Here is a 15136-nt window from a genome sequence, read left to right as displayed (position 1 = left end):
GCAGATAGATGAAACAGATAAACCTCATTTTAGTCATCTTGACTCTACTCCTATCTTATCCGCTCAAATCGGAAACCTTACTTGCGCTAAGTGGAGATTCAGATAAAAGCTTAAGGATCTCCCCTTGGCTTTATTATACCTTTGAGTCTGAAAGTGAAGGTATTGAGCAGATAAGAAAGTTCAGTACAACGCAGTGGGATAGGTTATCCCTAGGCGATAATAACCACATTGCGCTTAAACCTTTCTGGATAAAGTTTAGCATTTATAATGCAGAACCTCAGACAATCAACAGGCTGCTCTCTCTGGGAAATCCCCATATAGATAAGCTAGATATCTACCACTTTGCTCAGAATGTACTGGTCAATCACACCCAAGTGGGCGATACCTTCCCTTTCCATCAAAGGCCGGTGATCAACAACCTGTTTATCTACCCATTTGAACTTGCACCAGAGATAGTGAACACTTTCTACATTAGGGTAGATACCGAGGGGAGTGCTAACTTGCCACTGAGCTTGTGGTCCCCTAATGCCTTTGCCCAGCACACAGAAGCCAGTGCTCTATCTAAAGGTTTTCAGCTTGGTGCCCTTGCTGCTATTGGTTTCTTTAGCCTCTGCATTGCCATTACATCACGCTCGTTCAGCTACAGCTACTATGCAGGTTACGTCCTATCTGTCACTCTGTTAGTCGCAACCCTGCAGGGGCTAGCTTTTAGGTTTATCTGGCCAGACTGGCCGATGTTGCAGCACTTGATGATCACCACACTTGTGCCTCTGAGTATCTTTTTTGCCATCTTGTTTACAGAGAAGGTGCTGCTGCTTAAGTATCACAGTTTGCCTATGCTCAGGTTATGTCGTTACAGCTCTGCAGCTGCCCTACTGCTAGTGTTTATTACGCCTATGCTGGATTACTCTCAGGCGCAATATATCAATATTTTCTCAGTCCTTTTAGTGACCACACTTCTGATGGGAATAGCTTCCATACTGGCTATCAGAGGACATAAACTGGCTCGGCTCTACACACTAGCCTGGAGTGGTATGTTGATTGGCTCCTTTATTACAGGCTCCTCCTACTTAGGATTAATCACATTACCGATTAAGCACTTAACTCCGCTAATGGTTGGTCTCACCTTCGAGATCATCTTTATGGCCAGTATTCTCGCGATTCGTTATAACGATGAGCGAAAATTAAAATTGCAGACACAACAAGAAGCGCTACTGCAATCTCAAAGAATACGCAAAACCAAAGAGGAAGCCCTGCTTATCGAGGCTAACAGCAACGAGAAGCTTGAGCAGATGGTACAGGAGCGAACCTTAGAGTTAGAGATCGCACTTAGGGAACTTAACGAGGCTAATCAAAAACTCACTGAGCAGGCCACTACCGATAGTCTTACTGGTGTTAAGAACCGCGCCGCTTTCGATAAACGTCTTCAAGCCGAAGGAAGATTAAGCCGAAGACAGCAGACCCCAATGGCTATTTTGATGTTAGATATAGACCGCTTTAAGTCGATTAATGATAATTACGGTCACTTGGCTGGCGATCAGATCTTAAGATTTATCGCTCAAACACTTAAAGAAAAATTAAAACGTCCAGCGGATCTGGTGTCACGTTTTGGCGGTGAAGAGTTTGCTATTATATTGCCAAACACAGATCAGCCAGGTGCTGTACAGGTTGCTGAGCAGATACGAAAAACCATTTATGATCTGCCCATTAGCTGGGAAAATATCGATATTCCACTCACCATTAGTATCGGTGTTAGTTCAGAGATAATGCAATCTGAAACTCAGCCAACCAAGTTGTTAGAACAAGCAGATAAAGCACTTTATCGTGCAAAAAATGATGGGCGTAACCGTGTCATGGTTTATACGCCTGAGCCTCAAAAAGAGATAGACCACACCCAGTCTTGAGTAACAAGCAACGGCAAGTTACCTCTAGCGGGAATAGTTAGGAGTCGAATGTGAATATTATTACCAGTGCCTTCCCACAACGCAGAATGCGTCGCATGCGCAAACATGATTTTAGCCGTCGTTTAATGGCTGAAAATCAACTTTCGGTAAACGATCTTATCTACCCTATGTTTGTTTTAGAAGGTAATAATAGAACTGAGCAGATAGCTTCAATGCCTGGCATAGAGCGCTACTCAATCGACCTACTGCTTAAAGAAGCAGAGGAGATTGTGAAATTAGGGATCCCACTTATCGCCCTATTTCCAGTAACGCCTGCAGAGAAGAAAACCTTGCTAGCAGAAGAAGCTTACAATGCAGATGCGCTAGCTCAACGTGCCGTTCGTGCACTCAAGGAAGCATTTCCTGAACTAGGGGTCATGACAGATGTCGCACTAGATCCTTTCACCACGCACGGTCAAGACGGGATCATCGATGAAGATGGCTATATTCTTAACGACATCACCACAGAGATCTTGGTAAAACAAGCACTATCTCATGCAGAAGCTGGTGCCGATATCGTCGCACCATCGGATATGATGGATGGCCGTATTGGGGCGATTCGTCAAGCATTAGAGGAAGCTGGACACGTTAATACCCAGATCATGGCTTACTCAGCTAAATATTCATCGAATTATTATGGTCCTTTCCGTGATGCAGTAGGTTCAGCTGGTAACTTGAAAGGTGGCAATAAGCACAGCTACCAGATGGATCCAGCCAACAGTGATGAGGCGTTACACGAAGTTGCCCTCGATATCCAAGAAGGTGCTGATATGGTCATGGTTAAACCAGGCATGCCTTACCTTGATATCGTCACCCGCGTAAAACGTGAACTCGCCGTGCCTACCTTTGCTTATCAGGTCAGTGGTGAATACGCCATGCACATGGCAGCCATCGAGAATGGTTGGTTATCAGAAAAAGCTATTGTGATGGAATCACTGCTTTGCTTTAAGCGAGCAGGTGCCAACGGTGTACTAACCTACTTTGCTAAACGTGCCGCTCAATGGCTCAAAGAGGAGCAGGCAAAGTAATTTCATATTCAACCATATGATTTAGCCGCATTTATTGCGGCTTTTTACTGTGTAAACTTTGTCATTACTCATTGGAAGCATGTTTATACCAGTCAGCATAAATATGTGATCTATATAACTAAACTAGACATTACATAGTGATCCAACTAACCAATAGCAAGTTCAGTGCTGTCCACTCCTACTCCTAAATGATTAAATACTGATAAATACCAATCAGTATAAAGCTCGTATCAATACGAGACTGGTTATTCCCCCCGAGCCTGAGGTAATATCATGAACAATAACGTCAAGGCATTACTTGCCACCACAGCCCTCTTCTTTAGCTGCCAAACATTGGCCAGCAGTGGCTGTGCATTCGAAGATCAGCAAGATGGCATGATCGCCACATGTAGCGAGGAGAAACAGGAAGTGATTTTAACTGGATTAGTAGAAGCGCAAACCATGGTGACTGAGTTAGCGGATTTCACCCAAGGCTACAAGGAATACCAAGTAGATACAGCTGCAATCACGCCGCTAAAAAACCTAAAGGAACCTACTGAAATAGTGGTTATCATAGGAACTTGGTGTCCTGATTGTCACCGTGAAACACCACGCCTTATCCGTATCATGGAAGAGATAAACAACCCGAATATTAAGGTCACTTATATCGGTGTCGACAGAGCAAAATCTGATCCACAAGGGCTAGCCGCCCAGTATGAGTTTACCCGCATTCCAACGATTATTGTTAGCCAACAAGGTGAAGAGCTAGGCCGTATTATCGAACGACCAGAAACCTCACTTGAGATAGACTTAGCTAAGATATTGAACTAAGTTTCTATCACCTGTTGAAAACAAAAAAGGCACTCATTGAGTGCCTTTTACATATTTAGCTATTTATTTAAAATGATTGTCTAAAACCAGCCCAGTAAGTGCGGCCACGTATGTCATACAAGTTGCCCTCATAGGTTCCATTGTAATCAAACTTAGGTTCTTCGTCAGTCAAATTGGTCACACCCAAGGAGAAGCTATTGCTCCAAGGCAGAGTGTAGGTGTAGGTCAAATTGTGATACATCACTGAGTCGATCTCATAAAGAGTGCCGTCATCTGCAGTCTCCCCTGCATCTGGATCCCAGCTCCCCTCTATAACATCCCAGCTCTCTTGAGAGCCGATAAAGTTACCATAGTAGCTGATAGAGTGATCACCTAAGAGGTAATCAGCAGTTAAGTTCACTCTGTGTGCAGGTGTATCTTCACGGCCAGCTTCATCATCACTAATAACTTGTACACCAGCTTCGGAATACGATGACTTATACTTCAAGAAATATGACCACCCTAAGCCAAACTTAAAGTCACCAAATTCAGACTCAAATCCAGCTCCTACTTTTACATCTATACCTTCACGCTCACTTAAACCAACATTCAGCTTTTGACTGACAACATAATCAATCTTGCCATTCCCTAAGCGACTAATCTCTGTGCCAGGATAGACAGTTGAAACATCAGGGCGTGCAACACCTGCGGCGTCGGCAGCTTCCCAAAGCTTAGCTTGTGTCTTAATGATCTCACTTGCACCTAAGCTATCGATTAAGTTCGTTGTTTCCAGAGACCAGTAATCCACAGAGACATTAACACTCTCTGTAATATCCCAAACGATCCCTAAGTTATATGATTCAGACTCTTCAGGCTTTAGATCTACATTCCCACCCGTACGTGTTGGCCCATAATCCCAACGGTCACAGTTATCTATAGACTCACCTTGATCGTAACAGTTCAGGTAGTTTTTCATGTAACCAAAACCTTCTGACGTCCCTTGGTATAGGTCTGACAAGGTTGGAGCACGAAAACCAGTTCCCCAAGAGGCACGAATAAGTAGAGGCTCGATAATGTTATAACGCACTGACACTTGCGGGTTAAACGTACCACCAAAGTCAGAATAATCATCATAACGGCCAGCAAGGTTTAGCTCTAAATTATCCATCACAGGCATAGCAAACTCAAAATACGCTGCCATGACATCACGCTCACCTTCACCACCTGAGCCGCCATTCCCTCCAACGATTTGACCCGCCTCGGCTAGAGCTGACACCTTAGAATCTAGACTCTCTTCGCGGTATGAACCACCAATGTACATATTGGCGTCACCACCTGGTAATTCAAACAGCTCAAAAGCCGCGCCACCACTTATATCCAGATAAGATGCGGACATACGCTTATCGTAATTAGCCGTTGCCCCAGCTGGCATTTCAGAGTTTGGATCCCGTGGATCCCAACCAACAAATGAGTTTGATTCATCATCCCACTCACCCACTAAATCCGTGGTCGCTCCCTTAAGTTGATAACCCGTTCCCCAAGTGTAGTTATCATATTTATTGTAATTAACAGCAATATCCCAATCCATAAAATCGGTCGTGCCATCTAAGGCTAATAGATAGTCAAAAATATTATCATGGTGCTCAGCAACACGATCGCCCGCGGTATCAAAACGGAAATTCATACCAGCATTTGGATCGGCAACTAACTCAACAAGATCTAAGCCTTCTGCAGTAGTGTAAGCGGGTAAACCATTTGGAATGCTAATTGATGCAGGGACTGGCGCCGATACGTCTTGTGTTTCATTTGCAGCCCAATACGCACGTGCAGTTAACTCAATACTATCGCTCAATTCATAGGTGTAATGCAGCAGGGTATTGTTACGGGTCTGGCCAACAGAGGTTGCGGCAGCTTGAGTGTAATCATAAGCACAAAGCGTATCACCAGGATAATCACTGTCATCTAATGATCCAATAAATGCATCACCGTAGACATCGGCGCAGCTCTTATCACTATTTGAAAAAGGAGTAGAGTATACCCAGCCACCAGCGCCACCTTGTGTTAATACACGGCCTGTAGGACTAATATTCACCCAGTCTTGATAGTCACTAGGATCGCCACCCTCTTGGACAAATGGCTGAGTGTACCAACGATCCTTTTGCAGGATTTTTTGCGATTCATAATGCTCAAATGTGAAAACTAAATGGCCTTTGTCTGAATTCAAGCCACCAGTAAACGAAAGATTTGAGGAATCTCCCCCCTCCTGTGTAGGGCGATCCATTCTGGCATCGAGCTGCACACCTTCGAAATCTTTCTTAAGAATAATATTTACAACACCAGCAATGGCATCGGTACCATAAATCGCCGATGCACCATCGGTAAGAATTTCAATCCGTTCAACCGCCGCCATAGGAATGGTATTAATATTAGCTGCACCGCCGTCCATGACTGGAGACTTAGCCATCCGCTTACCATCTAATAGCGTCAGAGTATGGAAGGCTGAAGCACCTTTTAACTGAACTGTCGCCTGTGAGCCCCAACCATTATTGGACCCACCGCCCCAAGAACCGAATGCATTAAGGTTTGAGCTACGAAGTGCATCACCCACAGTTGCAAAACCTGATTTCGCAAGCTCCTCAGCGGTAATGGTCGTGACAGGACTTGCCCCCTCCATATCAACACGTTTTAGTCTAGAGCCTGTGACCTCAATACGTTCAACACTCTCTTCATTTGACTCTACAGCGTAACTCGGCGCCGAAAGAGCTACTATGCCACTAGATGCCAAGCTAACTAACTTGGCTAATCGATTAAACTTCATCTATCCATCTCCCAAAATATAGTTGTTATTTTTCTCAGCATTACAAGTTCTAGGGACGCCCCAGATCACATAGTTGATACCAAGCAGCAACATTTATATCACATACTTTATTTTGCATGCAATATACACAGAGTGAGAGGAAATATTTATATGTATGATTTGTGAATAAAAAATCAACAACCATCTACAATGGCTAAGTTAGGAAATTTAGTAACTTGTATTGGCTAGGCTTTATAAATCGAGGAGGGTTGGCGTTATAGCTAACAAGGTAGCCATGGGGATTTAAAATATAAATGCACTAATAATATTTTAATATTGGATAGCTAAGGAGATAAAAAGTAGTAAATATTGAGTGAATAAGGCAAACATAAGAAAAGATATAAAACTGAAATAGCTTAAGATTGAGAAATATTATTGTCCTTTAGGCACTGTCAGCAACCTGCTCAATACGTTGAGCTAATGTCTGCAATACCCCTTCTCTGAGGGCACCGCCAGATAGGTTCAAACTCTCAATCTCTAACAGTTCAAACAGGGCAAGCAAGATTGAGATCCCAGCAGCAAAAGTTGGCGCTCTCTCCTGATGAAGGCCAGAAATAGATAACATAGAGGGGCTAGATTGGGTTAACACCTCCTCTTGCAGTGAGGTCAATACATCTAATGTGATGCTAGCTGGCTCTTGCCTATAGTTAAGCAGTTCCACCACTGATTGCACACTGCCAGAAGCGCCTACAACACAGTGCCAACCTAAGTGCTTAAGCTCACTCAGATAATCACCCAGGGCAGACTTTACCGCTGCTTTAGCATCATCAAAATCTAATTTCTGGAAGGGAAAAGAGGTAAAAAACTTATCATTAAAGGTAACACAGCCCATAGGTAGACTGGTTTTCAACAGCACCTTATCGCCGTCACCGATAATAAACTCAGTGCTCGCGCCACCAATATCAATCACTAGGCGGCGCCCCTCTCCCTCAGTAGTAGCAACCATACCTTGGTAGATTAACTCAGCTTCACGCATGCCGGAGATGATCTCGATTGGGTGACCTAAAATGGGAAGGGCTCGACGACAAAACTCATCGGAATTAGCAATATGTCTAAGGGTTGCAGTGGCAATAACGGCGATATTATCTACTGATACGCCCTCTTTCTTCAGCATGTCACTGAACATAGATAAGCAATCAAGGCCACGCAACATCACCTCTTCACTCAGGGAACCATCACTTTGGATCCCTTCAGCAAGCCGGACTTTTCGCTTATATTTCGCGATAATTTCAGGTCGGCCACCAAGTGTTTTGGCAACCAACATATTGAAACTATTCGATCCTAATGTGATCGCCGCATAAAGAGGTGTTGTTGGCATTAATGCAACCGTTTAAGAGTGCCTACGTACTTGATCATGACGACGTGGACCATTTCGGCCACCTGCACGATTGCCATTTCGTCCCTGAGGACGACCAGAGTTATTACGGCCCTGTTGCGGACGATTATTGTGTTTTCTATGGACACGAATTGGTGCAGGAATATCATCCAGCAATCCTTCACTGTCATAGTTAGTCACAGGGATAGAGTGGGTAATGTACTCTTCGATAGCAGGGAGGTTAAGTGCATACTCTTCACATGCAAAGCTAACTGATACCCCTTTCTTACCCGCTCGACCTGTACGACCAATACGGTGCACGTAATCTTCACAGTCATCGGGCAGATCATAGTTATACACATGAGACACATCAGAGATATGCAGGCCACGCGCAGCTACATCTGTTGCAACCAGTATATCTAGCTTACCTTCGGTGAACTGCTCAAGAATACGAATACGCTTCTTTTGCGGTACATCGCCAGTTAACAAACCAACTCGGTGCCCGTCACCTTCTAACCATGACCAAACATTTTCACAGCTGTGTTTGGTATTAGAAAATACAATCGCTTTTTCTGGCCAATCTTCCTCAATCAAAGAAAGCAGCAGACGCATCTTCTCATCCATCGATGGATAGAAGATCTCCTCTTTGATATTTTTAGAGGTTTTTTCATTAGGTGCGATAACCACTTTCTCAGGCTCATTCATATGATCATAAGCTAGCTCCTGCACCTTCATTGAAAGAGTGGCAGAAAACAGCATATTCAGACGCGATTTAGCATCTGGCATACGTCTGAAAAGAAAACGAATATCTTTAATAAAACCGAGATCGAACATGCGATCGGCTTCATCGAGAACAACCGCTTGAATAGCACTAAGATTGATGATCCCTTGACGAACATAATCAATAATACGACCCGTAGTGCCGATAAGAATATCAACACCTTTGTCCAGCACCTTACGCTGAACATCATAACTCTCGCCACCGTAGACAATACCGACCTTCAGGCCTGTATGCTTAGCAAGAAGCGTCGCATCTTTAGCTATTTGAATAGCCAATTCACGGGTTGGCGCCATAATCATCGCTCTAGGCTGATTAAGTTGGCGTCCTTCAGGAACGGGAGTAGAAAGAAGATGGTCAAATGTCGCAACAAGAAAGGCTAATGTTTTGCCTGTTCCGGTCTGGGCTTGGCCAGCAATATCTTTTTTCTGTAATAGAATAGGTAAAGATAGGGCTTGAATAGGTGTGCAAAATTCAAAACCGCTCTCGTTTAGTGCTGTTTTTATCTCTTTATTCAGAGAAAAGTCGGCAAACTTTTGATTTGATAAATGTGTTTCGCTCATAGCGGCAGCATACCAGTTAGGGTTGCAATAAGAAACTCAATCGTTTGAAATAGCGACTAATAATAAAAACTAGCTTTAAAGGCGAAAATTTATGCCTTGAAAAGTTATTTTTCAGTCCCAATATACAGGTTAAGCCATTAACAAACCAGCAATGGCAACCAAACTGGAGAAGATCATGAGCGACAAAATAGTACATCTAAGTGACGACAGCTTTGAAAATGACGTAATCAACTCAACACTACCTGTAGTCGTCGACTTTTGGGCTGAGTGGTGTGGACCATGCAAAATGATTGCGCCTATCTTAGATGACGTTGCTGAAGAGTACGAAGGCAAAGTGACTATCGCCAAGATGAATGTTGACCAGAACAGTGTTTCACCTGCTAAATATGGTGTTCGTGGTATTCCAACACTACTGATTTTCAAAAATGGTGAACTTGCGAGTACTAAAGTTGGCGCACTTTCAAAAACTCAACTTAAAGAGTTCATTGACGCACAACTATAAATCCCACAATTTTACCGCTTAATCATCGATTAAGCGGTCTAAAGTGACTCCCGACACAAGTTATGCAATAAATTGTGTCGGGTTTAGCTAAATTTCTAGACGCACAGCCACTATAGTGCTACTTTAATAACCATACCTATTTCTAATTAACCACATCTCGCTATTCGTTCAATACCCCATCAGTTTATGACCATTGAATCTAAATAGCCTTATCTCGCATAAAAGACCCACCAAGATGAATTTATCAGAACTAAAAGATAAGTCGATTTCAGACTTAGTACTACTCGCCCAAGAAATGAAAGTTGAGAATACTGCCCGTGCTCGTAAGCAGGACATTATATTTTCAATCCTTAAAGCCCACGCCAAAAGCGGTGAAGATATTTTCGGTGGTGGTGTATTAGAAATTCTACAGGACGGTTTCGGCTTCCTTCGTAGCGCAGACGCCTCTTACTTGGCAGGACCGGATGATATCTATGTATCTCCAAGCCAAATACGTCGCTTTAGCATGCGCACCGGTGATACCATTTTTGGTAAAATCAGACCACCTAAAGAGGGCGAACGTTATTTTGCTCTTTTAAAAGTCTCTGAAGTCAACTTTGACAAGCCTGAAAACTCTCGCTCTAAAATCCTATTTGAAAACCTTACCCCACTACATGCAGAAGAGCGTATTCGCATGGAGCGCGGTAATGGTTCAACTGAAGATATTACTTCACGAATTTTGGATCTATGTTCACCAATCGGTAAAGGCCAGCGTGGTCTTATTGTTGCACCGCCAAAAGCGGGTAAAACATTACTGCTTCAGAACATGGCTCAAAGCATCACTTACAACAACCCAGACGTCGTATTGATGGTTCTTCTTATCGATGAACGTCCTGAGGAAGTTACCGAGATGCAACGCATGGTAAAAGGTGAAGTAATTGCTTCTACCTTCGATGAGCCAGCCAGCCGTCACGTTCAGGTTGCTGAGATGGTTATCGAAAAAGCAAAACGCCTTGTTGAGCACAAGAAAGATGTTGTTATCTTACTCGACTCAATCACCCGTCTTGCCCGTGCTTACAACACAGTTATCCCATCATCAGGTAAGGTACTTACTGGTGGTGTTGATGCTAACGCACTACATCGTCCAAAGCGTTTCTTCGGTGCCGCTCGTAACATCGAACATGGCGGAAGCTTAACCATTATCGCAACCGCACTGGTTGATACTGGTTCTAAAATGGATGAAGTTATTTACGAAGAGTTTAAAGGTACTGGTAACCAAGAGTTACACCTTTCTCGTAAAGCGGCTGAAAAGCGCGTCTTCCCTGCTATCGACTTCAACCGCTCAGGTACGCGTCGTGAAGAGAAGCTAACCACACCTGATGAGCTACAGAAGATGTGGATCCTACGTAAGATCCTTAATCCAATGGATGAGGTCACAGGTATGGAGTTCCTTATCGACAAGCTTGCTATGACCAAGACTAACGATGAGTTCTTCACTGCGATGAAGCGTGCTAAGACTTAAACATTAGCAAGTTCTAGGTTCTAGGTTCTAGGTTCTAGGTTCTAGGTTCTAGGAAAGCATAAAAAGCCGCAGATATTGCGGCTTTTTTAATTTTTATCAACCATGACTCTCTTCCAACCTCTGCTTACATCTCTGCCTTAGCATATCTCGCAGTAGCAGCATCACAGGGGTCACATGTTCACGCCCCGGGCACACCAGATAGAGATCTGCCGCCTCCCCCTGATAATCAGTCAACATAGGCACTAGGTTACCCTTAGCGATATCTTCACCTAAATCCAGTGATGACTTATAGACAATCCCCTTTCCAGCCACCGCCCAGCGACGGGTAATATCCGCATCATTACAGCTGCGATTACCTGTGACTCTCACTTTAAATTGACGTCCTTGCTGAGTGAAACTCCACTGATCGTGTGTGCGTTCATCTAACATAAAAAACAAACAGTTATGATCGGCAAGTTGATCGATAGACTCCACCTTTCCCCACTTGGCAATATAATCGGGTGAAGCACAAAGCACACGACTAGCAGAACAGATTTTAAACGCCACTAATGAGGAGTCTCTTGGGGTGCCAGATCTCAGCGCCATATCTATTTTATCATGGTAAAAATCCGACAAGGTATCGCCGATATGCACTTTAAGTTTAAGCTCTGGATACTCATCCATAAAACTATCAAGCCAAGGCAGTAACACATTTCGGCCTACATCAGAGGGAAGAGCCAGCTTTACCACACCGGAGATCTTCTCCTTCACATCATCAATCGCCTGCTGACCTAAGGTTAAGTCTGCCAGTGCTTTACGACAATGGATAAGATAACGCTCGCCAGTATCAGTTAACCTTAGACTACGGGTACTACGGATAAACAGACTGGTCTCAAGCTGTTTCTCTAAGCGTTTTAGCGCCGCACTGGCTGAAGCTGGCGAGATATCCAGCTCAGTCGCGGCAGCCGTAATACTGCCACAATCGGCAACCCGCACAAAAAGCTTAAGATCATTTATCTGCATATGCACAAGCCTCAAAAAAATATTAGGCATCATGCTATGAGGGATTAAAGAAAAAAGAAAGCCTGCGATTAAAGCAGGCTTTGGGAATAGGTTGGTATTAAACCAGCGCAACCGCCATCTTACGGCGCAGATACGCTATCTGCTGCATATGAGGCAGATCTTTCGGGCAGTTGTCCTGACAACCTAGTAGGGTCATACAGCCAAATACGCCATCTTGATTACCGATCACGTGGTAGAAATCTTCCACACTTCTCGTATCGCGGCTATCGAGCTCGAAACGCGCTAACTTCATCATGCCAACGGCGCCAACAAAGGTTTCACGCATCTGCTTAGTTGCACAAGCTGACACACACACACCGCATTCGACACAGCGCTCTAACTCGTAGAGTCTAGCTGCCTCCTCCGGGGCCATAGGTGCTTCTAATCTGTGCACATCCACATCATCTTGATCTGGGTGGAGCCACAGCTTTAGACGCTCAGCCAGTTCACGCATAAATTTACCGGTATTAACCGAAAGGTCGCCAATCAACTCAAAACCTGGTAGCGGCATCAAGGTGATCTCCCCTTGGGGATATTTGCTGGTTAATGTACGGCAAGCCAACGTCGGGAAACCGTTGATCACCATAGCGCAACTTCCGCAGATCCCAGCTCGGCAAACAAAATCAAACTGCAGTGAGCTGTCTTGCTGTTCACGCAGTAGGTTCAGTGCGATAAACACCGACATCCCAGGTGTCTCTTCAATCTGATATTTAACCATCTTAGGTTTATCACCACTCACCTGTGGATCATAACGGAAGATATTAAAGGTTAGTGTACGACCCTGACTCATAACGCTTGCTCTCCTACGGACTCTTCACCCACTACAGGGGGAGTAGGTCTATCTAATGTGTCACACAGCCGTTCATTCTTAGGCATCAATGATTCAGGCACTTCAAATGGCATCAAGGCATGCTGACGCTGATGGCGATCGGCATCATCACCAAGTTGACTTAAAATTTCAGTGATCTCATGCTCGCGCTTCTCAGTATCAGGATGGGCTATCGCATTATTAATGCCGTAACCTCGGTATCCCGGTGGCAACTCCATCTTCATCACATCAAGCTGCTCATAGCTCAGCTCAGGAGAGAGTGCATGCTCATCTGGCCAACTTGCCAAAGTGCGGTTTAGCCAATCTTTATCGTTACGCTGAGGGAAGTCTTCACGAGCATGGGCTCCGCGACTCTCTGTTCGTGCTGCCGCGCCACAAGCGACGGTCAGAGCAACTTTGAGCATACGCTTCACTCTTAACGCCTCAACTAGCTCAGGGTTTGCGTGACGCTTTTTGCATTTAAGACCAATGTTACGTGAGCGCTTTAGTAGTGCCTGAAGCTCTGTTACCGCTTTTTCAAGCTCAGGACCGTTACGGAAGATCCCCACATAGTCCATCATCACACGCTCCATCTCTTTCCTAAGCGCAAATGGACTTTCCGTGCCGTCACCGTCGATAAGCTCATCAATTTCGCTACCTAGCTTCTCGACAAAAGACTCAGCTAACCCGGTGTCGATCTCTAAGCTGTTTTCCTGACAAAAATCGGCAACATATTTACCGATAATCATCCCGCCAACAACGGTCTCCGCTAGGGAGTTACCGCCGAGCCGATTAAAACCATGCATATCCCAACATGCCGCTTCGCCGACACTAAACAAACCTTTAAGCTGTGGGTTTTGTCCTGTCTTATCGGTTCGAATACCGCCCATTGAGTAGTGCTGAGTCGGACGCACTGGGATCCAATCCTTAGCGGGATCTATCCCTAAGAAATTCTCACAGATCTCCTTAACCTCACGCAGATTGGTCTCCACATGTTTACGTCCAAGCAAGGTAATATCGAGCCATAGATGTGGGCCATAAGGGCTGTCGACACCTTTACCTTTACGCATATGCTCGGTCATTCGACGAGACACTACATCACGTGAGGCAAGCTCCTTTTTCTCCGGCTCATAATCTGGCATAAAACGGTGACCATCTTTGTCACGCAGCAGACCACCATCACCACGACAACCCTCTGTCGTTAAGATCCCAACAGGCACAATAGCCGTTGGATGAAACTGCACCGCTTCCATATTGCCAAGCTTAGCGACACCAGTTTCCAGCGCGAGCGCCTGGCCTATCCCTTCACAGATAATGGCATTGGTTGAGACTTCATAAATGCGGCCATAACCACCGGTGGCAATCGTGGTGGATTTAGCAATATATGCCCTTAACTCACCTGTGATTAAACAGCGTGCAACCACGCCTTGGCAACGCTTACCATCATGAATAATAGAGAGAGCTTCGACCCGTTCATGCACGGGAATACCTAACGAGATAGCCTTATTATCCACCGCATAAAGCAGCGAGTGCCCTGTACCATCAGCCGTGTAGCAGGTACGCCACTTTTTAGTGCCACCAAAGTCACGGGCATTAATGAGTCCATGAGCCTCTTCCGCCTCTTCGATAGTGACCTTCTCGGCATTAACCACCACCTGACGTGGCCCTTTAGTCACCCGAGTCCATGGCACTCCCCAGTTGGTGAGTTCACGTACCGCTTTTGGCGCACAGTGAGCAAACATACGCGCGACATCTTGATCGCAGCCCCAGTCAGAACCCTTTACAGTATCTTGAAAGTGGACATCTTCGTCGTCCCCCATCCCCTTAATGGTATTGCCTAAGCTCGCCTGCATGCCGCCTTGAGCAGCTGCTGAGTGGGAACGTTTAGCAGGGATCAGTGACAGGACGACCGTATCTAACCCACGCTCTTTCGAGGCTATCGCGACCCGCAAGCCCGCTAAACCAGCGCCGACCACCAAAGAATCCGTATATATCAGTTTCACACTTGCTC

General features: G+C 45.0%; 11 protein-coding genes. 5 read left to right on the top strand and 6 right to left on the bottom strand.

Going from position 1 to position 15136, the window contains the following annotated elements:
* Positions 1-8 precede the first annotated feature (8 nt).
* The 3 genes from SWOO_RS02690 (at position 9) to SWOO_RS02680 (ending at position 3781) form a co-directional block, all read left to right on the top strand.
* Positions 9-1904, top strand: coding sequence for a sensor domain-containing diguanylate cyclase (locus SWOO_RS02690; protein ID WP_012323164.1), 1896 nt, complete (start codon positions 9-11; stop codon positions 1902-1904).
* Positions 1905-1954: 50 nt separating this feature from the next.
* The gene (gene hemB, locus SWOO_RS02685) at positions 1955-2971 is read left to right on the top strand and encodes a porphobilinogen synthase (RefSeq protein WP_012323163.1); all 1017 of its coding nucleotides are present in this window, start codon (positions 1955-1957) and stop codon (positions 2969-2971) included.
* 273 nt (positions 2972-3244) lie between these two features.
* Positions 3245-3781, top strand: coding sequence for a thioredoxin family protein (locus SWOO_RS02680; RefSeq protein WP_012323162.1), 537 nt, complete (start codon positions 3245-3247; stop codon positions 3779-3781).
* A 67-nt stretch (positions 3782-3848) separates the two neighbouring features.
* On the opposite strand, the gene SWOO_RS02675 is transcribed toward SWOO_RS02680, so the two are convergent.
* From SWOO_RS02675 to rhlB, 3 genes are all read right to left on the bottom strand, one after another.
* Positions 3849-6578: a TonB-dependent receptor domain-containing protein gene (locus SWOO_RS02675; RefSeq protein WP_012323161.1), complete on the bottom strand. Its 2730-nt coding sequence runs from the start codon at positions 6576-6578 to the stop codon at positions 3849-3851.
* Positions 6579-6999: 421 nt separating this feature from the next.
* Complete coding sequence (locus tag SWOO_RS02670; protein ID WP_012323160.1) at positions 7000-7935, bottom strand: Ppx/GppA phosphatase family protein; 936 nt, start codon at positions 7933-7935, stop codon at positions 7000-7002.
* A gap of 12 nt (positions 7936-7947) precedes the next feature.
* The gene (rhlB, locus tag SWOO_RS02665; RefSeq protein WP_012323159.1) at positions 7948-9273 is read right to left on the bottom strand and encodes an ATP-dependent RNA helicase RhlB; all 1326 of its coding nucleotides are present in this window, start codon (positions 9271-9273) and stop codon (positions 7948-7950) included.
* Between the two features lie 175 nt (positions 9274-9448).
* Here rhlB and trxA point away from each other — a divergent pair, with 175 nt between their 5' ends.
* Both trxA and rho read left to right on the top strand, forming a co-directional pair.
* Positions 9449-9775, top strand: coding sequence for a thioredoxin TrxA (trxA, locus tag SWOO_RS02660; protein WP_012323158.1), 327 nt, complete (start codon positions 9449-9451; stop codon positions 9773-9775).
* A gap of 235 nt (positions 9776-10010) precedes the next feature.
* Positions 10011-11276 carry a transcription termination factor Rho gene (rho, locus tag SWOO_RS02655; RefSeq protein ID WP_012323157.1) on the top strand — a complete coding sequence of 422 codons (1266 nt, stop codon included), beginning with the start codon at positions 10011-10013 and terminating at the stop codon, positions 11274-11276.
* 96 nt (positions 11277-11372) lie between these two features.
* Here rho and SWOO_RS02650 read toward each other — a convergent pair whose 3' ends face one another.
* The 3 genes from SWOO_RS02650 to SWOO_RS02640 all read right to left on the bottom strand — a co-directional run bounded on the left by SWOO_RS02650 (position 11373) and on the right by SWOO_RS02640 (position 15128).
* A complete protein-coding gene (locus SWOO_RS02650; protein ID WP_012323156.1) occupies positions 11373-12278 on the bottom strand; it encodes a LysR family transcriptional regulator in 906 nt (301 codons plus the stop codon).
* Between the two features lie 97 nt (positions 12279-12375).
* On the bottom strand, positions 12376-13107 hold the full coding sequence (locus SWOO_RS02645) for a fumarate reductase iron-sulfur subunit (RefSeq protein ID WP_012323155.1): 732 nt from the start codon (positions 13105-13107) through the stop codon (positions 12376-12378).
* Positions 13104-15128, bottom strand: a complete 2025-nt coding sequence (locus tag SWOO_RS02640) for a fumarate reductase flavoprotein subunit (RefSeq protein WP_012323154.1) — start codon at positions 15126-15128, stop codon at positions 13104-13106. Before SWOO_RS02640 ends, SWOO_RS02645 begins: the two co-directional genes overlap by 4 nt.
* Positions 15129-15136: the final 8 nt, after the last annotated feature.

This window comes from Shewanella woodyi ATCC 51908, assembly GCF_000019525.1.
Lineage (GTDB): Bacteria > Pseudomonadota > Gammaproteobacteria > Enterobacterales > Shewanellaceae > Shewanella > Shewanella woodyi.
This window is presented reverse-complemented; position numbering and strand designations above follow the sequence as displayed.

Excerpts from the sequence above, each read along its gene's own strand:
- SWOO_RS02690 (WP_012323164.1), top strand. The coding sequence starts at position 9 with ATGAAACAGATAAACCTCATTTTAGTCATCTTGACTCTACTCCTATCT.
- SWOO_RS02680 (WP_012323162.1), top strand. The coding sequence starts at position 3,245 with ATGAACAATAACGTCAAGGCATTACTTGCCACCACAGCCCTCTTCTTT.
- SWOO_RS02675 (WP_012323161.1), bottom strand. The coding sequence starts at position 6,578 with ATGAAGTTTAATCGATTAGCCAAGTTAGTTAGCTTGGCATCTAGTGGC.
- SWOO_RS02670 (WP_012323160.1), bottom strand. The coding sequence starts at position 7,935 with ATGCCAACAACACCTCTTTATGCGGCGATCACATTAGGATCGAATAGT.
- rhlB (WP_012323159.1), bottom strand. The coding sequence starts at position 9,273 with ATGAGCGAAACACATTTATCAAATCAAAAGTTTGCCGACTTTTCTCTG.
- trxA (WP_012323158.1), top strand. The coding sequence starts at position 9,449 with ATGAGCGACAAAATAGTACATCTAAGTGACGACAGCTTTGAAAATGAC.
- rho (WP_012323157.1), top strand. The coding sequence starts at position 10,011 with ATGAATTTATCAGAACTAAAAGATAAGTCGATTTCAGACTTAGTACTA.
- SWOO_RS02650 (WP_012323156.1), bottom strand. The coding sequence starts at position 12,278 with ATGCAGATAAATGATCTTAAGCTTTTTGTGCGGGTTGCCGATTGTGGC.
- SWOO_RS02645 (WP_012323155.1), bottom strand. The coding sequence starts at position 13,107 with ATGAGTCAGGGTCGTACACTAACCTTTAATATCTTCCGTTATGATCCA.